The sequence below is a fragment of the Pseudomonas deceptionensis genome, assembly GCF_900106095.1.
Lineage (GTDB): Bacteria > Pseudomonadota > Gammaproteobacteria > Pseudomonadales > Pseudomonadaceae > Aquipseudomonas > Aquipseudomonas deceptionensis.
This window is the reverse complement of the sequence record NZ_FNUD01000002.1, coordinates 940,878-960,256: the sequence shown is the minus strand read 5'-3', so window position 1 is coordinate 960,256 and position 19,379 is coordinate 940,878. Positions and strand designations below refer to the sequence as shown.

18 protein-coding genes are annotated in these 19,379 nt (G+C 60.0%); 12 read left to right on the top strand and 6 right to left on the bottom strand.

Going from position 1 to position 19,379, the window contains the following annotated elements; translation table 11 throughout:
- The first annotated feature begins 90 nt into the window (after positions 1-90).
- Both betC and BLW11_RS04165 read left to right on the top strand, forming a co-directional pair.
- The gene (gene betC / locus BLW11_RS04170) at positions 91-1,644 is read left to right on the top strand and encodes a choline-sulfatase (protein ID WP_048362197.1); all 1,554 of its coding nucleotides are present in this window, start codon (positions 91-93) and stop codon (positions 1,642-1,644) included.
- 10 nt (positions 1,645-1,654) lie between these two features.
- Positions 1,655-3,223: a SulP family inorganic anion transporter gene (locus tag BLW11_RS04165; protein ID WP_048362198.1), complete on the top strand. Its 1,569-nt coding sequence runs from the start codon at positions 1,655-1,657 to the stop codon at positions 3,221-3,223.
- Positions 3,224-3,274: 51 nt separating this feature from the next.
- Here the strand turns inward: BLW11_RS04165 and aroE are convergent, their stop codons facing one another.
- Positions 3,275-4,096 (bottom strand): shikimate dehydrogenase, encoded by an 822-nt coding sequence (aroE, locus tag BLW11_RS04160; protein ID WP_048362199.1) that lies wholly within the window; start codon positions 4,094-4,096, stop codon positions 3,275-3,277.
- 22 nt (positions 4,097-4,118) lie between these two features.
- The gene (hemF, locus tag BLW11_RS04155; RefSeq protein WP_048362200.1) at positions 4,119-5,033 is read right to left on the bottom strand and encodes an oxygen-dependent coproporphyrinogen oxidase; all 915 of its coding nucleotides are present in this window, start codon (positions 5,031-5,033) and stop codon (positions 4,119-4,121) included.
- Between the two features lie 162 nt (positions 5,034-5,195).
- Here hemF and BLW11_RS04150 point away from each other — a divergent pair, with 162 nt between their 5' ends.
- Entirely contained in the window at positions 5,196-6,173 is a 978-nt protein-coding gene (locus BLW11_RS04150; RefSeq protein ID WP_048362201.1) for an NADPH:quinone reductase, read from the top strand.
- A gap of 141 nt (positions 6,174-6,314) precedes the next feature.
- Here the strand turns inward: BLW11_RS04150 and tsaC are convergent, their stop codons facing one another.
- Together tsaC and dprA are read right to left on the bottom strand one after the other, a co-directional pair.
- Positions 6,315-6,872 carry an L-threonylcarbamoyladenylate synthase type 1 TsaC gene (gene tsaC, locus BLW11_RS04145; RefSeq protein ID WP_048362202.1) on the bottom strand — a complete coding sequence of 186 codons (558 nt, stop codon included), beginning with the start codon at positions 6,870-6,872 and terminating at the stop codon, positions 6,315-6,317.
- A 35-nt stretch (positions 6,873-6,907) separates the two neighbouring features.
- Entirely contained in the window at positions 6,908-8,005 is a 1,098-nt protein-coding gene (gene dprA, locus BLW11_RS04140; RefSeq protein ID WP_048362203.1) for a DNA-processing protein DprA, read from the bottom strand.
- A 380-nt stretch (positions 8,006-8,385) separates the two neighbouring features.
- Between dprA and def the strand changes: the two genes are divergently transcribed.
- The 5 genes from def to BLW11_RS04115 all read left to right on the top strand — a co-directional run bounded on the left by def (position 8,386) and on the right by BLW11_RS04115 (position 13,104).
- Positions 8,386-8,892: a peptide deformylase gene (gene def / locus BLW11_RS04135; protein ID WP_048362204.1), complete on the top strand. Its 507-nt coding sequence runs from the start codon at positions 8,386-8,388 to the stop codon at positions 8,890-8,892.
- A 215-nt stretch (positions 8,893-9,107) separates the two neighbouring features.
- Positions 9,108-10,067 (top strand): methionyl-tRNA formyltransferase, encoded by a 960-nt coding sequence (fmt, locus tag BLW11_RS04130; RefSeq protein ID WP_048362205.1) that lies wholly within the window; start codon positions 9,108-9,110, stop codon positions 10,065-10,067.
- Positions 10,064-11,374 (top strand): 16S rRNA (cytosine(967)-C(5))-methyltransferase RsmB, encoded by a 1,311-nt coding sequence (rsmB, locus tag BLW11_RS04125; RefSeq protein WP_048362206.1) that lies wholly within the window; start codon positions 10,064-10,066, stop codon positions 11,372-11,374. The genes fmt and rsmB overlap by 4 nt, the downstream gene beginning before the upstream one ends.
- A gap of 23 nt (positions 11,375-11,397) precedes the next feature.
- A complete protein-coding gene (gene trkA / locus BLW11_RS04120) occupies positions 11,398-12,774 on the top strand; it encodes a Trk system potassium transporter TrkA (RefSeq protein WP_048362207.1) in 1,377 nt (458 codons plus the stop codon).
- A gap of 18 nt (positions 12,775-12,792) precedes the next feature.
- Positions 12,793-13,104, top strand: coding sequence for a tetratricopeptide repeat protein (locus BLW11_RS04115; protein WP_048362208.1), 312 nt, complete (start codon positions 12,793-12,795; stop codon positions 13,102-13,104).
- A 56-nt stretch (positions 13,105-13,160) separates the two neighbouring features.
- Here BLW11_RS04115 and BLW11_RS04110 read toward each other — a convergent pair whose 3' ends face one another.
- Positions 13,161-14,048: a lysophospholipid acyltransferase gene (locus BLW11_RS04110; protein WP_048362209.1), complete on the bottom strand. Its 888-nt coding sequence runs from the start codon at positions 14,046-14,048 to the stop codon at positions 13,161-13,163.
- 153 nt (positions 14,049-14,201) lie between these two features.
- Positions 14,202-14,759, bottom strand: a complete 558-nt coding sequence (locus tag BLW11_RS04105) for a DNA-3-methyladenine glycosylase I (RefSeq protein WP_048362210.1) — start codon at positions 14,757-14,759, stop codon at positions 14,202-14,204.
- Between the two features lie 81 nt (positions 14,760-14,840).
- Here BLW11_RS04105 and glyQ point away from each other — a divergent pair, with 81 nt between their 5' ends.
- The 4 genes from glyQ to BLW11_RS04085 all read left to right on the top strand — a co-directional run bounded on the left by glyQ (position 14,841) and on the right by BLW11_RS04085 (position 19,237).
- Entirely contained in the window at positions 14,841-15,794 is a 954-nt protein-coding gene (glyQ, locus tag BLW11_RS04100) for a glycine--tRNA ligase subunit alpha (protein WP_019828634.1), read from the top strand.
- Complete coding sequence (gene glyS, locus BLW11_RS04095) at positions 15,791-17,845, top strand: glycine--tRNA ligase subunit beta (RefSeq protein WP_048362211.1); 2,055 nt, start codon at positions 15,791-15,793, stop codon at positions 17,843-17,845. Before glyQ ends, glyS begins: the two co-directional genes overlap by 4 nt.
- A gap of 10 nt (positions 17,846-17,855) precedes the next feature.
- Positions 17,856-18,389, top strand: a complete 534-nt coding sequence (gene gmhB / locus BLW11_RS04090; protein WP_048362212.1) for a D-glycero-beta-D-manno-heptose 1,7-bisphosphate 7-phosphatase — start codon at positions 17,856-17,858, stop codon at positions 18,387-18,389.
- A 77-nt stretch (positions 18,390-18,466) separates the two neighbouring features.
- On the top strand, positions 18,467-19,237 hold the full coding sequence (locus BLW11_RS04085) for a lysophospholipid acyltransferase family protein (RefSeq protein WP_048362213.1): 771 nt from the start codon (positions 18,467-18,469) through the stop codon (positions 19,235-19,237).
- The last annotated feature ends 142 nt before the right edge of the window (positions 19,238-19,379 follow it).

Sequence of the window (19,379 nt, the reverse complement as noted above, 5' to 3'; positions counted from 1 at the left end):
CATTGCGGTGCATGGGTTTTACCACGCCAAACGTGGCCTTCATGCTGCTGGTCAGCACTTTCGCATAAATTTTTGAAAGGTCGCCCGCCTATGTCGCGCAAAAATATCCTGTTCATCATGGCTGACCAAATGGCCGCCCCGTTGTTGCCAATTTACGGCCCGTCCCCGATCAAACTCCCGCACCTGAGCCGTTTGGCGGCTCAAGGCGTGGTGTTCGACGCGGCGTACTGCAACAGCCCGCTGTGCGCGCCGTCGCGCTTCACCCTGGTCAGCGGCCAGCTGCCGAGCAAAATCGGCGCCTACGACAACGCGGCAGACTTGCCCGCTGATGTGCCGACCTACGCACACTACCTGCGCCGCTTGGGTTACCGCACGGCACTGGCGGGCAAGATGCACTTTTGCGGGCCCGACCAGTTGCATGGCTTTGAAGAGCGCCTGACCAGTGATATTTACCCCGCCGACTATGGCTGGTCGGTCAATTGGGATGAGCCGGATGCGCGGCCCAGCTGGTACCACAACATGGCCTCGGTGCTGCAAGCCGGGCCGTGTGTGCGCACCAATCAGCTGGATTTTGACGAAGAAGTGGTGTTCAAGGCCCAGCAATACCTGTTCGACCACATTCGCCAGGACGGCGACCAGCCGTTTTGCCTGACCGTGTCCATGACCCATCCACACGACCCGTACACCATCCCCAAACCGTTCTGGGATTTGTATGGCGACGAAGAGATTCCGCTGCCCGACACCCCGCCACAAGCCAGCCTCGACCCGCACTCGCAACGACTGCTCAAGGCCTACGACCTGTGGGACAAACCACTGCCTGTGGATAAAATTCGCGACGCCCGCCGCGCGTATTTCGGCGCGTGCAGCTACATCGACCACAACATCGGCCGACTGCTGCAAACCCTTGAAGAGACCGGGCTGGCCGATGACACGGTGATCGTGTTTTCCGGCGATCACGGCGACATGCTGGGCGAACGCGGGCTCTGGTACAAAATGCACTGGTTCGAGATGGCCGCACGGGTGCCGCTGCTGGTGTACGCACCGGGGCAATTTGATGCGGCGCGCATAGGCGCCGCCGTTTCGACTGCCGACCTGTTGCCCACTTTTGTCGAGCTGGCGGGTGGCACGCTGGAGGACAATCTGGCGCTGGACGGGCGCTCGCTGGTGCCTCACCTGCTCGGCGAAGGCGGGCATGACGAGGTGTTCGGCGAGTACATGGCCGAAGGCACCATCAGCCCGTTGATGATGATCCGACGTGGCGCCTACAAATTTATCTACAGTGAAGACGATCCCTGCCTGCTATATGACCTGCACAACGACCCGCGCGAACGGGAAGAGCTCAGTCAGTCACCCGGGCATCAGGCGCTGTTCAACGCATTTTTGGCGCAGGCACGGGCCAAATGGGACATCCCGCTGATTCACCGGCAAGTGCTCGCCAGCCAGCGTCGCCGACGGCTGGTCACACAAGCACTGGCCACGGGCAAGCTCACCAGCTGGGATCATCAACCCTGGGTCGACGCCAGCCAGCAATATATGCGCAACCACATCGACCTCGACGACCTGGAGCGCACGGCACGTTATCCACAGCCTGGCGCCTTGCACCCGACAGGGTTAAACGACACTCTGCCCAAGACCGATATTTGAAGAGTCCTACATGGCCTGGCCCAAACTCCCATACTTATTGCCCTTTTTAAGCTGGCTACCCAAGCAAACCCGCGCCAGCGTGAGCCGCGATGCAGTGGTGGGGCTCAGTGGTGCAATTCTGGCGTTGCCGCAGTCCATCGCCTACGCCCTGATTGCCGGGTTACCGCCCGAGTACGGACTGTATGCGGCCATTGTGCCGGTGATCATCGCCTGCCTGTGGGGCTCGTCGTGGCATTTGATTTGCGGCCCTACGGCGGCGATTTCCATCGTGCTGTTTGCCAGCGTCAGCCCGCTGGCGGTGCCCGGCACTCAGGACTACATCAGCCTGATCCTGCTGCTGACGTTCCTGGCCGGGGTGTTTCAGTGGCTGCTCGGGATGCTGAAGTTTGGCGCGCTTGCCAATTTTGTCTCGCACTCGGTGGTGCTCGGTTTCACCTTGGGCGCGGCGGTGGTGATTGCGCTGGGCCAGTTGCCGAACGTGCTGGGCCTGAATTTATCGAGCAAGGCCACTGCTCTGGACAGCCTGTTGACGCTACTCGCCCATGTCCGCCAATTCGATCCCGCCTCGCTGGGGCTGGGGGCAAGCACATTGGCGCTGGGCATCGCGCTCAAGCTGTGGCTGCCACGCTGGCCCACGTTGCTGATTACGCTGGTGCTCGCCAGCCTGGCGGTGTGGCTGTTGCCGCACGTGTTCGGGCATGTCGAGCTGGTGCAATCGTTTGTAGGGCGCTTGCCACCCTTCAGCCCGCTCCCGCTGGATGTGGAAACCATCTTGCGCTTGCTGCCTGGCGCCGTGGCAGTGGGCATGCTGGGGCTGGTGACCAGCCTGTCCATTGCCCGCTCGTTAGCGACACGTTCGCAGCAGATGCTCGACGCTAACCAGGAAGTTCGCGCACAAGGCCTGTCCAACGTGGTGGGCTCGCTGTTCTCCGGGTATTTGTCGTCGGGTTCGTTTACGCGCTCGGGGTTGAGCTACGAAGGCGGTGCCAGTTCACCACTGGCCGGGGTGTTTTCAGCGCTGTGGGTGGCGTTGTTCGCCGTGGCCGGCTCGAAGCTGATCGCGCACATTCCAATCCCTGCGATGGCGGGGAGTATTTTGCTGATTTGCTGGGGGCTGGTGGACACGCGGGGTATTCGGGCGCTGTGGCGGGTGAGCCGCGCCGAGTTCGCCGTGATGGCGCTAACCTGCGTGGCGACCTTGTTGCTGGAGCTGCAAACGGCGATTTATGCCGGGGTGCTGGCTTCGCTGTTTTTCTACCTTAAGCGCACGTCACGCCCGCGCATCCACCAATGGCGCGAGGGTGACGAGGAGGTGCTGCGGGTCGGCGGGTCGATTTTTTTTGGCGCCAGCCATTACCTGCAAGTTCGCTTGCAACGTACCCAGGGCCAGCGCGTGGTGATCGAGGCGCAGCACATCAACTTTATCGATTATTCAGGGGTTGAAATGTTGCATCAGGAGGCCCGCAGGTTGCGGGGCCTGGGGCGCAGCTTGACCTTGCGCCGGGCGCGGGCACAGGTGGTGGAGGAATTGAAAAAACTGGAAGGGGCGGATAAATGCCCGATTCTGTTTGAGGCCTAAGGTTGGCCCTCAGCCCAACCCTCTCACGGAGGGATGGGCTGAGGGCTTGCTTTACAGCGCCAACAACCTGCGCAACTCGGCCAGCGCCGGGGCCGTGTCCGGACGCACGCCGCGCCACAGGTAGAACGCTTCGCCCGCCTGTTCGGCGAGCATCCCCAGACCATCCATCACCTGACCCGCGCCATGTTCGGTGGCCCACAGGCAAAACGGTGTTGGCGCCTTGCCGTACATCATGTCGTAACACAGGGTTTTACCCGGCTCGATCAGGCTGCTGGCAATCGATGGCAATTCGCCGCTCAAGCTGGCGGAGGTGGCGTTGATGATCAGGTCGACCGGCTCGTGCAGCCAGTCAAAACCACTGGCCGCCACCGGGCCCAGGTCGCTGAACAGTTCGGCCAGCAACTCGGCCTTCTCAACCGTGCGATTGGCGATGGTCACAGAAGCCGGCCCTTCGGCCAGGATGGGCTCCAATGCACCACGCACCGCACCGCCCGCGCCAAGCACCAAAATGCGTTTGCCCTTGAGGCTGAAGCCGGCATTGACCGTGAGGTCACGCACCAGGCCGGCACCGTCGGTGTTGTCCCCCAGCAAACTGCCATCGGGCTGTTTGCTCAGCGTGTTGACCGCTCCTGCGCGCTGCGCCCGGGCGGTCAGCTGATTGGCCAGCCGATAAGCCTCTTCCTTGAAGGGCACGGTGACGTTGGCGCCACGCCCTGCTTGAAAGAACGCCTTGGCGCAGCCGGCAAAATCATCCAGCGGCGCGAGCAAGGTGTCGTATTGCATGACCTGGCCGGTTTGTTCGGCAAACAGGCGATGCAGTACCGGGGATTTGCTGTGGGCAATCGGGTTACCAAAAACGACGTAACGATCCATCAGGCAAACTCCTCGGGCAATGTCAGGCGTTGGCTAACCAGTCGCGGTCTTGCAGGAAGTATTCCGTCAAACGCGCTTCCGGGCTGCCCGGCTCGGCTTTCCAGTCGTAGCCCCAGCGAACTTGCGGCGGCAGCGACATCAGGATCGACTCGGTGCGACCGCCCGATTGCAGGCCAAACAGGGTGCCACGGTCATAGACCAGGTTGAACTCCACGTAGCGGCCACGGCGGAATTCCTGGAATTCACGCTGCTGGGCGGTGTATTCGTCGTTTTTGCGGCGCTGAACGATCGGCAGGTAGGCGTCGATATAGGCGTCGCCAATGGCACGAATAAACGCGAAGCAGGTGTCGAAATCCCACTCGTTCAGGTCATCAAAAAACAGACCGCCAATGCCGCGCGGCTCGTTGCGATGCTTGATGTGGAAGTAGGTATCGCACCAGGCTTTGTAGCGCGGGTACACATCGGCGCCAAACGGTGCGCAAGCCTGCTCGGCCACGCGGTGCCAATGCACGCAGTCTTCTTCAACGGCGTAGTAGGGCGTGAGGTCAAAGCCGCCACCGAACCACCAGACCGGCTCTTCGCCTTCTTTTTCGGCGATGAAAAAACGCACGTTAGCGTGGGAAGTCGGCACATGCGGGTTATGCGGGTGGATCACCAGCGACACACCCAGGGCTTCAAAACCACGGCCCGCCAGTTCAGGGCGATGGGCGCTGGCCGATGGCGGCAGGCCGCTGCCAAACACGTGGGAAAAGTTAACCCCGCCTTTCTCTATCACGTGGCCATTTTCGATCACACGGGTGCGACCGCCGCCCCCCGCCGGACGCTGCCAAGCGTCTTCGATGAATTGCGTGCCACCGTCTTCAGTTTGCAGTGCGTTGCAAATGCGGTCTTGAAGGTCGAGCAGGTAGGCTTTTACAGCCTCGGTGCGAGTAGTCATGACATCACCTTAAATCGGGCAAAGCGACGCGGCACTTCGTTCTGAGCGGGGCCGGCGGCAAAGGGCCGCTAGCATAACACCGCACCCCGCATCACCGCTGTTGACGAAGGTCACGCTTAAGCGTTGGATGGTGGCTTCGTGAAATGAGCGAGGACAGTGCAGATGGCTAAGCGTATCCAGTTTCGGGCCCACGGCGGCCCTGAAGTACTTGAGTATGTCGACTACCAGCCCGCCGAGCCGGGCCCGCAACACGTGCGGGTGCGCAACCAGGCCATCGGTCTGAACTTCATTGATACCTATTACCGTGGTGGCTTGTACCCGCTGCCCGAGCTGCCGTCCGGGCTGGGCAATGAAGGCGCCGGGATCGTTGATGCGGTGGGCAGTGAAGTGCACACCGTTAAAGTCGGCGACCGCGTGGCTTACGGAACCGGCCCGCTGGGTGCCTACAGCGAGCTGCATGTATTGCCCGCCGCGAACGTGGTGAAGCTGCCCGATGACATTTCGTTTGAACTGGCCGCCGCTGTGATGCTGAAAGGGCTGACAACACAGTACTTGCTGCGTCAGACCTACGAGCTCAAAGGTGGCGAAACTATCTTGTTTCATGCCGCCGCCGGTGGCGTCGGTTCGATTGCCTGCCAATGGGCCAAAGCGTTGGGCGTAAAACTGATCGGCACCGTCAGTTCAGCCGAAAAAGCCGCTCACGCCAAAGCGCTGGGCGCGTGGGAAACCATCGATTACAGCCATGAAGATGTAGCCAAGCGGGTACTGGAATTGACCGACGGCAAGAAGTGCCCGGTGGTCTACGACGGTGTCGGCAAGGACACCTGGCTGACCTCTCTGGACTGCGTGGCACCTCGCGGGCTGATGGTCAGCTTTGGTAATGCCTCTGGCGCAGTGACGGGCGTGAACCTGGGGATTTTGTCGCAGAAGGGTTCGCTGTACGTCACCCGGCCGACACTGGCTACGTACGCCAATAACACCGAAAACCTGCAAAAAATGGCCGATGAACTGTTTGGGATGATTCGCAGTGGCAGCATCAAGGTCGATATCAGCCAGCGTTTTGCGCTGAGCGATGCGGCCAGGGCGCAGACTGAGTTGTCGGCACGTCGCACCACGGGTTCGACGATTTTGTTGCCTTAATAAAAACACCTCGATTGATCACTCCCCCGTGGGAGCGAGCCTGCTCGCGAAAGCCTCAAGAGCGCCGCGTTTATCCAGTGAACGCGCTATCGTTAAGGACCTTCGCGAGCAGGCTCGCTCCCACAAGGATGGGAGTGCTTTTTAAGACGGGCGAACCACCTTGCCGGTGGCCAGGTCGCGGATCATGCTCGGGTTTTTACGCCCGCCCAGATTACCGCCCAGCACATGATCGATCTGCCCACGGAAGTACTGCTCAACTTTTAACCGTGTACGCGCAGCAGGCAAGCCCGCAGGGTTGGCCGAAGTCGATACAACCGGTCCCACCAACGCGCACAGCTCTCGCACCTGCGGGTGATCGCTCACGCGCAACGCCACGGTGTCATGCACGCCAGTGATCCACTCGGGCAGCAAGCCCTGATGCGGCACCAGCCAGGTGTTCGGCCCCGGCCAGGTGCTGGCCATACGGTCGAGCCATTCCTGCGGGAAATCTTCAAACAGAAAGTCGAACTGGTGAATGTTGTCTGCCACAAGAATCAGGCCTTTATCCACAGGCCGCGATTTGATCGCCAGCAACCGCTCGACCGCCTCTTCATCCCACGGGTTGCAGCCCAAACCCCAGACTGCCTCGGTCGGATAAGCAATCACCGCGCCTGCGCGAATGGCTCTTGCAGCTTGTTGGACGCGCCAGGTGCTGATCATTGAATGTCTCCAGATATGTACTGTGCGCAGTGTACTTAGCTGGCGCGAGCAAACCAACGCCCACCCTCCAGCACCACACGCCCCTCCAGCTCAAGTTCGGTGAGGGCGGCCAGCAATCGGGGCAACTCCCAACCGCTGGCGCTGACCAGTGCTTCGCTGGTGTAAGGCGCTGCCTGCAACAGTTGCACTAATGGATGACAGCTTGGCGTAAACGAATCCGCTGTGGATAACGGCATTGAGCGCCAGCCACGCAGGCCTTCCAGAATATGTTCGACCGTCTCGACCAGCGTGGCGCCATCGCGGATCAATTGATGACAACCCCGCGCACCGGGGTGGTGGATTGAGCCGGGTATTGCGTACACCTCGCGCCCCTGCTCGGCGGCCAGGCGGGCGGTGATCAGCGAACCGCTGGCCACGCTGGCTTCGACCACCAGCACCCCAAGTGACAAACCGCTGATGATTCGATTACGCCGCGGGAAGTTGGCCGCCTGCGGCCCGGCATCCAGAGGGAACTCCGAAACCACCGCGCTGCCACTCGCAATCATCGCGTCCGCCAGGGCGCGGTGGCGCTGTGGATAAAGTTTTTGCAGGCCGGTGCCCAATACCCCCACCGTCTGCCCGCCGACGTCCAGCGCCGCTTGATGCGCCGCGCCATCTACCCCCAGCGCCAGCCCGCTGGTGATCACAAAACCGGCACCGGCCAGGCTGCGGGAAAAGGCTGAGGTCGTGTCCAGACCCGGCCGTGAGGCGCGTCGGCTACCGACCATTGCCAACTGCGGTTTTTCCAGTATGGAAGGGTCACCGGCCACAAATAACACCGGCGGCGCATCGCTTAGCTCACTCAATAGTGCCGGGTAATCGGCATGGTCGTGCAGCAGCACATGATGGCTGGAGCCCTCAAGCCAGCGCAATGCAGCGCTGGCGCCATCGCGAACTTCAGGGCTGCGCCGCGCCTGGGCACTGGCGGCGGGGAGCCCCAGGGCGGTCCATGCACTGGCCGGCGCGCTAAGCGCCGAACTGGCCGAGCCGAAGGCTCTGAAGAGGGTGTAATAGCGACGTGGCCCAACCTCGGGCAAGCGTTGCAGGCGCAACCGGGCTTCCAGCTCGGCCGGAGAAAAATCTGACAGCGGCATGGGATCATCCTTGATCTGTTTTTTATCGAAACGCAAAGAACAAGCTGTGGATAAGTCTGTTAACAAGTTGTTTGGAAAACGATGAGAAACGCCGGATTGAGCACCCGGGCGACCCTTGAAATCGAATGTAGAAACCCAACCTTAGTTGAACGTCGTACAGAGGCTGCGCACGTTGGTTTCAAATTGAGACATGCGGCCGTGCAGCACGGCAGCTAGTCGTTTCATCCGCGGGTGAATCCCTTTATTATGTGCGCTCGCGTGAAACGCCAGAGCCCGAGCGGGTTCTCTCTGAAGGAGACGTTTTGCACAGGTTGCTCGAGTCCACAGGACCCACCTGACAACCGTTTTTGAATCTTTCACACAGTGCACCAATCAAACTTATGGCTATTTTAAACATCCTCGAATTCCCGGACTCGCGACTGCGCACCATCGCCAAACCTGTGACGGTTGTGGACGACGAAGTCCGTCAATTGATCGATGACATGTTTGAAACCATGTACGAGGCGCCGGGCATCGGCCTGGCCGCCACTCAGGTCAACGTCCACAAACGCATCGTGGTCATGGACCTGAGTGAAGACCGCAGCGAACCGATGGTGTTTATCAACCCCGAGTTCGAGACCCTGACCGACGAGATGGGCCAGTACCAGGAAGGCTGCCTTTCGGTACCGGGTTACTACGAGAACGTTGATCGCCCGCAGCGCGTCAAGATCAAGGCCCTGGACCGTGACGGCAAGCCTTTCGAGCTGATTGCCGAAGGCCTGCTGGCGGTGTGCATTCAGCATGAGTGCGACCACCTCAACGGCAAGCTGTTCGTCGATTATCTGTCTACGCTCAAGCGTGACCGGATCAAGAAGAAGCTGGAAAAACTGCACCGCCAGAACGCTTGATCGGTTCTCTGAGGTCAGCGCTGCTCTTGTAGTCGCTGACGAGGAACGAAGGCTGCGATCGGGTGCGTAGCAGCCGTAAAACCCGCGCCCTGAATGCCGCTGACACACCGAGTCGTCTGATTGGCGGCCGCTTCGCACCCGATCGCAGCCTCGTTCCTTGTCAGCGGCTACAGGTATCTCGCAGGACTCTCCCCCCCATTCCAAGTGAGTAATCCATGACTGAGCCATTGCGCATCGTCTTTGCTGGCACCCCAGAATTCGCCGCCGAACACCTCAAGGCACTGCTGAACACGCCTTACGAGATCGTCGCGGTTTACACCCAACCGGATCGTCCGGCCGGGCGCGGGCAAAAGCTGATGCCAAGCCCGGTCAAGCAGCTGGCGCTGGAACACAACATCACGGTGATGCAGCCACCAACCCTGCGTGCCCCTGAGGCCCAGGCCGAACTGGCTGCCCTCAAGCCGGACTTGCTGGTGGTGGTGGCCTACGGCCTGATCCTGCCGCAAGTGGTACTGGATATTCCGCGCCTGGGCTGCATCAACAGCCACGCGTCGCTGCTGCCACGCTGGCGTGGGGCCGCGCCGATCCAGCGCGCCATCGAAGCAGGCGACAGTGAAAGCGGCGTGACCGTGATGCGCATGGAGGCGGGTCTGGACACCGGCCCCATGCTGCTCAAGTCCGTCACCCCAATCAGCGCCGACGACACCGGCGGCAGCCTGCACGACCGCCTCGCCGAGCTGGGCCCGCCCGCCGTCATCCAGGCCATTGCCGGTCTGGCAGCCGGTACGCTGCAAGGCGAGGTGCAAGACGACAGCCTGGCGACCTACGCCCACAAGCTGAACAAAGACGAAGCTCGCATCGACTGGAGCCGCCCGGCTGTTGAGCTGGAACGCCTGATTCGTGCCTTTAACCCATGGCCGGTTTGCCACAGCACGCTCAGTGGCGAAGCCCTGAAAGTGCTGGCCGCCACCGTAGCGGACGCCAACGGCGCGCCGGGGCAAATTATTGCTGCCAGCAAAGACGGCCTGATCGTCGGCTGCGGTGAAGGCGCGCTGTGCCTCACTCGCCTGCAATTGCCTGGCGGCAAAGCGCTGAACTTCAGTGATTTTTTCAACAGTCGCCGTGAGAAATTCGCTGTCGGCATCACCCTCGGTCAAACGGAAAACGCGCAATGAACCCTCGTCTGGCCGCCGCCAAGGCACTGACTGCAGTGCTGAACGGCAAAGCATCGCTCAACAGCTCCTTGCCGCTGCAACTGGACAAGGTTGAGGTGCGCGATCGCGGCCTGACCCAGGACCTGGCGTTCGGCACCGCACGCTGGCACCCACGCTTGTCGGCGCTGGCCAACAAGCTGCTGCAAAAGCCGTTCAAGGCCGCTGACGCCGATGTTGAAGCACTGCTGCTGGTGGGTTTGTATCAACTGCTCTATACCCGCATTCCGGCCCACGCTGCCATCGGCGAAACCGTAGGCTGCGCCGACAAGCTGAAAAAGCCGTGGGCCAAAGCCCTGCTCAACGCCGTACTGCGCAACGCCCAGCGCGAGAGCGAAGCCTTGCTGGCCGAGCTTGAGCACGACCCGGTGGTACGTACCGCCCACCCGCGCTGGCTGCAAAAATCCCTCAAGGCATTCTGGCCTGAGCAATGGGAAGCCATTTGCGCGGCCAACAACGCACACCCACCAATGATTTTGCGGGTTAACCGTCGCCATAAAACCCGCGACGCGTACCTGCAATTGCTGGTCGACGTCGATATCGAAGCCCAGCCGTGCGTCTACAGCCAGGACGGTATCGTGCTGGCCCAGGCGTGCGATGTGCGCAATCTGCCGGGCTTTGCCGAAGGCTGGATCAGCGTGCAGGACGAGGCCGCACAACTGGCCGCCGACCTGCTGGACCTGGCGCCGGGCCAGCGCGTACTCGACGCCTGCTGCGCACCGGGCGGCAAGACTTGCCACATCCTGGAAGTCGAACCTGCACTGGCCGGCGTGGTCGCGGTTGATCTGGAAGCCAAGCGCCTGGTGCGTGTGCGCGAGAACCTTGAGCGTCTGGGCCTGAGCGCCGAGCTGATCGCCGCCGATGGCCGCGACACCGCTGCCTGGTGGGACGGCAAGCCATTCCAGCGCATCCTGCTCGATGCTCCGTGCTCGGCCACCGGGGTGATCCGCCGCCACCCGGACATCAAGCTGACCCGCCAACCGGATGACATCGCCGCACTCGCCACCTTGCAAGGCGAACTGCTGGACGCGATGTGGCCAACGCTGGAAGTCGGTGGCATCTTGCTCTATGCCACGTGCTCGACGTTGCCGACCGAAAACACCGAAGTGATCGAAGCCTTCCTTGCCCGCACCCCGGGCGCACGGGAGCTGGATATCGCAGGGCAGTTCGGCATCAAGCAGCCCCACGGTCGCCAGTTGCTGGCACAAGAGGGCGGGCACGACGGTTTCTATTACGCCAAATTGATCAAGATCGCTGCAGCTCGCGGCTAATGGTTTGAACAGGGAATGACGGCATGAAAATCATCATCCTCGGTGCCGGACAAGTGGGCGGCACGCTGGCCGAGCATCTGGCCAGCGAGGCTAACGATATTACTGTGGTCGACACCGACGGTGATCGCCTGCGCGACCTGGGTGATCGCCTCGATATCCGTACCGTGCAGGGCCGCGCCTCGCTGCCCAATGTACTGCGCCAGGCAGGGGCGGATGACGCCGACATGCTGGTGGCGGTGACCAACAGCGACGAGACCAACATGGTCGCGTGCCAAGTGGCCTACACGCTGTTTCACACCCCGACCAAAATCGCCCGGGTGCGCGAGGCGGCGTATCTGACACGCGGCGAAGAGCTGTTCGATAACGATGCGATCCCGGTCGACGTATTGATCAGCCCCGAGCAAGTGGTCACCAACTACATCAAGCGCCTGATCGAACACCCCGGCGCCTTGCAGGTGATCGACTTCGCCGGAGGCAAAGCACAATTGGTCGCGGTCAAGGCGTACTACGGTGGCCCGCTGATTGGTCAGCAACTGCGCCAGCTGCGCGAACACATGCCGAATGTAGATACGCGGGTAGCGGCTATTTTCCGGCGTGACCGGCCGATTACGCCTCGTGGGGACACTATTATTGAGGCCGACGATGAGGTGTTTTTCATCGCAGCCAAGGCAAACATTCGCGCAGTGATGAGCGAAATGCGCCGCCTCGACGAGAGCTACAAACGCATTGTCATTGCCGGCGGCGGTCAGATCGGCGAACGTCTGGCCGAGGCCATCGAAAGCCGTTATCAGGTCAAGATCATCGAGATGAATGCTGCGCGTTGCCGCTATCTGTCCGACACCCTGGACAGCACCGTGGTGCTGCAAGGCAGCGCTTCGGACCGTGACCTGATGCTCGAAGAGAACATCGCGGATGCCGACCTGTTTCTGGCCCTGACCAACGACGACGAAGCCAACATCATGTCGTCGCTGCTGGCTAAACGTCTGGGCGCGAAGAAGGTGATGACCATCATCAACAACCCGGCCTATGTGGATTTGATTCAGGGTGGCGAAATCGACATCGCTATCAGCCCGCAGCTGGCCACCATCGGCACCTTGCTGGCCCACGTGCGCCGTGGCGATATCGTCAGCGTGCACTCATTGCGCCGGGGCGCGGCGGAGGCCATCGAGGCCATTGCCCACGGTGATTCGAAATCGAGCAAGGTGATTGGCCGCAGCATCGGCGAAATCCATCTGCCACCAGGCACCACGATTGGCGCGATCATTCGTGACGAAGAAGTGCTGATTGCCCACGACGCCACCATCATCAATGCTGGCGACCACGTTATTTTGTTCCTTGTGGATAAAAAGCATATTCGCGACGTGGAGAAGCTGTTCCACGTGGGATTGAGTTTTTTCTAACAGGAAAAGGAGTCAGGGATGCTCGATTCGCTGGAAAAAATGCTGGCCAAGGGTGTGGATAACTCATTGCTGCGCTTTGGTCTGGGCAAGGGCTACCTCGACCTTGGGGATAACCTCAAGGCGGCGGAGCACCTGCAACGTTGTGTGACGTTTGACCCCAAGTATTCGGCAGCCTGGAAGTTGCTGGGCAAGGCGCAGTTGGCAGCCGGCGATCGTGTAGCCGCGCGCACGGCGTGGGAGCAGGGGATTGCAGCGGCCCAGGCCCATGGCGACAAACAGGCCGAGAAAGAAATGACGGTATTTTTGAAGAAGCTGGATAAAGCCTCATGACACTGCAGATCTAATGTGGGAGCGAGCAGGCTCGCTCCCACAAGGTTTCATCCGTTTCAGTACCAGCGTGCCTCACCCGGTGGACGTTTTTTGAAGCGCTTCATGCTCCACATGTACTGACTCGGGTAAGCCCGCACATATTTCTCCACCACCTGGCTCATGGCCGCGCACGAGGTTGCCGTGTCGGTGCTGTACATCTCTTCGGGTGCCGCTTCCAGGATCACTTTAAAGCCCGAACCGTCTGGCAGGCGCAAGGCGTGCAGGAACACCCCGACCGCTTTGCCACCCGCCAGCATGTTCGGCACAAATTTGCTGGTCAGGGCCATGGTGCCCAGGAACGGCACAAAAATACCGGCCGACTCTGCAGGTTCCGGGTCAGCCGGAATACCGACCTGACCGCCTTTGCGCACTTCCTTGATGACACTCAGAATGCCCTCTTTGGTCGATGCGGCCACGCGGTTGCCCAGTTGCACGCGCTGTTTGCGCAGCAATTCATCAACGGCCTTGAGTTTGGGCGGGCGGTAAAAAATGATCGGTTTGCACTGGCTGCAGTAGAAGTGGTTGAGCACTTCCCAGTTGCCCAGGTGGCTGGTGATGCCGACCACGCCCTTGCCTGAAGCCAGGGCGTCCTTAAGCACGTCCAGCCCTTCGACTTCACGCACCAGGTCGATCGAACGCTGGGCCGGCCAGATCCAGGCGCAAGCGCTCTCGGTCAGGCTTTTGCCGATGTCCTTGAGGCTTTGGCCCACCAGTTGTTCGCGGGCGACCGGGTCCATCTCGGGGAAGCACTTGGCCAGGTTGATACGCACGACATCGCGCGATCGATTGGGCAGTTTCCACATCAACCAGCCAATGGCCGACCCCACGCGCTGCACTGCACCCCACGGGAGCATGGCAAACAATCGCAAAGCCCCGACCAGCAAGGCGCCTTTAAACTTTTCCACAGGGTTTTCCCATTCAAAACAAAACGACTATGTAGCCGCTGACGAGGAACGAGGCTGCGACAGGGTGCGCAGCAGCCTCACTGTTGTAGGTCCTTCGGACCTTATCGCAGCCTTCGGCAGCGGCTACAGGGTTCAATGCAATAGGCCAGCATTCTAACCGCCGTTTGCCAGTTCGGCGTAACGGTCGCACGAGGTGGCGTGGTCCATGACCATCCCGCTGGCCTGCATGAAGGCGTAGCAAATGGTCGGGCCGACGAACGTAAACCCGGCTTTTTTCAGGGCTTTGCTCATGGCCTCAGCCTGCGGCGTAACCGCCGGGAATTCATGGCGCTCGGTGAAGTGGTTGATCTTCGGCTTGCCGCCCACAAACGACCATAAAAACTCGACGGGGTCCTCCAGCGCCAGCCAGGCCAGGGCATTGCGCCGTGCGCCAGCCACCTTGAGACGGTTGCGGATAATCCCCGGATCGAGCAACAGCGCCTCTATTTCGGCATCAGTCATGGCCGCCAAACGCTGCACATCGAAGCCGAACATCACCTTGCGATAGTGTTCGCGCTTCTTTAAAACCGTGATCCAGGACAAACCCGCCTGGAACCCTTCGAGCAATAACAACTCGAACAGCCCATGCGCATCGCGCAACGGCACGCCCCACTCTTGATCGTGATACGCCACATACAGCGGGTCTTCTGAACACCAGAAACAACGTGCCATATAGGCTCCAAAGGGTGGAGGCGCGACCGAATCGGGTATACTCCCGCTCTTTAAATCGCAGCCCAAGAAACAGGTGAATTTGTGAGCCAGCCTACGCCAGCAGTGCGTACCTTCCAAGACTTGATCCTCGCCCTCCAGCAATACTGGGCCGAGCAAGGTTGTGTGGTGCTTCAGCCCTACGATATGGAAGTGGGCGCCGGCACATTCCATACCGCCACGTTTTTGCGCTCCCTGGGCCCAGAAACCTGGAACGCCGCTTATGTGCAGCCCAGTCGTCGCCCGACTGACGGCCGCTACGGCGAAAACCCGAACCGTTTGCAGCACTACTACCAGTTCCAGGTGGTATTGAAGCCAAACCCGCCTAACTTCCAGGAGCTGTACCTGGGTTCGCTGAAACATATCGGCCTGGACCCGCTGGTTCACGACATCCGTTTCGTGGAAGACAACTGGGAGTCGCCAACACTGGGCGCCTGGGGCCTGGGCTGGGAAATCTGGCTCAACGGTATGGAAGTCACCCAGTTCACTTACTTCCAGCAAGTAGGCGGCATTGAGTGCTACCCGGTTACCGGTGAAATCACCTACGGCCTTGAGCGTCTGGCGATGTACCTGCAGGGCGTAGATTCCGTCTACGACCTGGTATGGACTGACGGCCCGTTCGGCAAAGTGACTTACGGCGATGTGTTCCATCAGAACGAGGTCGAGCAGTCGACCTACAACTTCGAACACGCCAACGTCGACAAACTGTTCGAGCTGTTCGATTTCTACGAAAGCGAAGCCAAGCGCCTGATCGAACTCGACCAGCCGCTGCCGTTGCCAAGCTACGAAATGGTGCTCAAGGCGTCCCACACCTTCAACTTGCTGGATGCTCGCCGGGCCATTTCCGTGACCGCGCGTCAGCAGTACATATTGCGTGTGCGTACCTTGGCCCGTGCCGTGGCGCAGGCCTATCTCGAAGCTCGCGCCAAGCTGGGCTTCCCGATGGCTCCACCTGATTTGCGTGATGAAGTGTTGGCTAAGTTGGAGGCTGCACAATGAGTGCTCAAGATTTTCTGGTTGAACTGGGCACTGAAGAACTGCCGCCAAAAGCCCTCAATACCTTGGCAGATGCATTCCTGGCCGGGATTGAAAAAGGCCTGCAAGCTGCAGGTCTGAGCTTCAGCGCCAAAAAAGTCTACGCCGCACCGCGTCGTCTGGCCGTGCTGCTGACCCAGCTCGAAATCCAGCAACCGGACCGCAGCATCAACATCGACGGCCCGCCGCGTCAGGCAGCGTTCGATGCTGAAGGCAACCCGACACAAGCAGCTCTTGGTTTTGCCAAGAAGTGCGGCGTTGAGCTGAGCGAAATCGATCAGAGCGGCCCGAAACTGCGTTTCAGCCAGGTGATCGTCGGCAAGCCGACCGCCAGCCTGCTGCCGACCATCGTTGAAGACTCGCTCAATGATCTGCCAATCCCCAAGCGCATGCGCTGGGGTGCTCGCAAGGTCGAGTTCGTGCGTCCAACCCAATGGCTGGTCATGCTGCTGGGCGATGAAGTGATCGATTGCACGATCCTCGCGCAAAAATCGGGTCGCGATTCCCGTGGTCACCGTTTCCACCATCCGGAAAACGTGCGTATCACCGCGCCGGCCAACTACCTCGAAGACCTGCGCAAAGCCTACGTGCTGGCAGACTTCAATGAGCGTCGTGAGCTGATCTCCAAGCGCGTGGCCGAGCTGGCGACGATGCAGGAAGGTACTGCCATCGTGCCGCTTGGCCTGCTCGACGAAGTGACCGCACTGGTTGAGTGGCCGGTCCCGCTGGTGTGCTCGTTTGAAGAACGCTTCCTGGATGTACCGCAAGAAGCCCTCATCACCACCATGCAGGACAACCAGAAGTATTTCTGCCTGCTGGACGTTGATGGCAAGTTGCTCCCGCGTTTTATTACCGTGGCCAACATCGAGAGCAAAGACCCGCAGCAGATCGTCTCGGGTAACGAGAAAGTGGTTCGCCCACGTCTGACCGATGCCGAGTTCTTCTTCAAGCAAGACAAGAAGCAGACGCTCGAAAGCTTCAACTTGCGCCTGCAAAACGTGGTGTTCCAGGCTCAACTGGGCAGCGTTTACGACAAGGCCGAGCGCGTTTCCAAACTGGCGGCATTCATTGCTCCGCGCATTGGCGGCGACGCATCGCGCGCAGCCCGTGCAGGTATGCTGTCCAAGTGCGACCTGGCCACTGAAATGGTCGGCGAGTTCCCGGAGATGCAAGGCATTGCCGGCTACTACTACGCCCTCAACGATGGCGAGCCAGAAGACGTTGCACTGGCGCTGAACGAGCAGTACATGCCGCGTGGCGCTGGCGCTGAGTTGCCAGGCACCCTGACCGGTGCTGCGGTGGCCATCGCTGACAAGCTCGACACCCTGGTGGGCATTTTCGGCATCGGCATGCTGCCGACCGGCAGCAAAGACCCGTATGCACTGCGTCGTGCCGCGCTGGGTATCTTGCGCATCCTGATCGACAAAAAACTCGACCTCGACCTGACTGAAGCCGTGAAATTCGCTGTCAGCGCTTTCGGTGCCAAGATCAAGTCAGCCGGTTTGGCGGATCAGGTACTGGAATTCATCTTCGACCGCCTGCGTGCGCGTTACGAAGACGAAGGCGTGGACGTGGCCACTTACCTCTCGGTACGTGCCCTCAACCCGACTTCGGCGCTGGATTTCGATCAGCGGGTACAAGCCGTTCAAGCCTTCCGTCAATTGCCGGAAGCTGCTGCCCTGGCCGCTGTGAACAAGCGTGTATCGAACTTGCTGAGCAAGGTTGAAGGCACGGTTTCAACTCATGTTGAAGCCCGTTATTTCGACAATGCCAGTGAGTTCTCGCTGTTCTCGGCCATCCAGAAAGCCGACGAAGCCGTTCAGCCAATGGCTGCTGCCCGTCAGTACAACGAGGCCCTGACCCGTCTGGCTTCGCTGCGCGAGCCAGTGGATGCGTTCTTTGAAGCGGTGATGGTCAACGCTGAAGACCCTAGCGTGCGGGCTAACCGCTACGCATTGTTGGCGCGCTTGCGCGGCCTGTTCCTGGGCGTTGCCGATATTTCACTGCTGGGCTAAGGGGTTACCGTTGAAACTGCTGATTCTCGATCGGGACGGAGTGATCAATTACGACTCCGACGCTTACATCAAGTCAGTCGAGGAGTGGATCCCGCTCCCCGGCGCGATCGAGGCCATTGCGCAGTTGAGCAAGGCCGGCTGGACAGTCGCCATCGCGACCAACCAGTCCGGCATTGCCCGCGGCTATTACGATGTCGCCACGCTGGACGCCATGCACGCCCGTTTACGGGCGCTGGTGGCAGAGCAGGGAGGCGAGGTCGGGTTGATCGTTTATTGCCCCCACGGTCCCGACGAGGGCTGTGCGTGCCGCAAACCCAAGCCGGGCATGTTGCAAACGATTGCCACACATTACGGCGCTGATTTGGCCCAATGTTGGTTTGTCGGTGACAGTTTGGGTGACTTGCAGGCTGCACAAGCCGTCGATTCTCAGCCCGTTTTGGTAAAAACCGGAAAAGGCCTACAAACTTTGGCCAAATCATTACCGGTTAATACCCTAATATTTGACGATCTGGCGGCAGTTGCCGCAGAACTTATCCACAAATAGAGCAGGTTTGAACACTCCCCATCACTCTGCGTTTTGGGTTGTTCAGTCGTGCTTTATCCGCAACGGTAAAAGTCGCTATGTCGATCCTGCAGGCCATCAGAACCTTCTTCTTTTACCTGCTGCTGGGCACCAGCTCTCTGCTGTGGTGCTCGCTGAGCTTTTTTGTCGCCCCTTTTTTGCCGTTCCGTGCGCGTTATCGGTTTATTAACGTGTACTGGTGCCGCTGCGCGCTGTGGCTGACGCGAGTGTTTTTGAAAATTGACGTTCGCGTGACGGGTGCAGAAAACATCCCGCAGCAGCCCTGCGTGATTCTGGCCAACCACCAAAGTACCTGGGAGACGTTTTTTCTCTCGGCCTACTTTCAGCCGTTGAGCCAGGTACTCAAGCGCGAGCTGCTGTACGTGCCGTTTTTTGGCTGGGCGATGGCCATGCTGCGCCCGATTGCCATCGATCGCGACAACCCCAAGGCGGCGCTCAAGCACATCGCCAAAAAGGGTGACGAGCTGCTCAAGGACAACATCTGGGTACTGATCTTCCCGGAAGGCACCCGCGTACCGTTTGGCCAGGTGGGCAAGTTCTCCCGCGGTGGTACGGCCTTGGCGGTCAACGCCGAGCTACCGGTACTGCCGATTGCCCACAATGCTGGCAAGTACTGGCCCAAGACCGGCTGGGCTAAAAAGCCCGGTACGATTGAGCTGGTGATTGGTGAGCCGATGTACGCCAACGGCACTGGCCCGCGTGCGATTGCCGAGCTGAACGACCGGGTTCAAGCCTGGAACGAACAGACTCAGCGAGACATGGGCTCACTGCCGCCACTGGCTGCGCGGGTTGAGACGATTGTGAGCTAAGCAAATTGTGGATAAGTTGTGCACAAGTTTTGGATTTATTTCTAAAAACAGTCGTAACCTGATGATTTAGATACTTATTTCTTCAACAGTTTTTTTAGCGAAAAACGTGCATAAGTTTTTCTAAGCACATAAAAAAACCGGC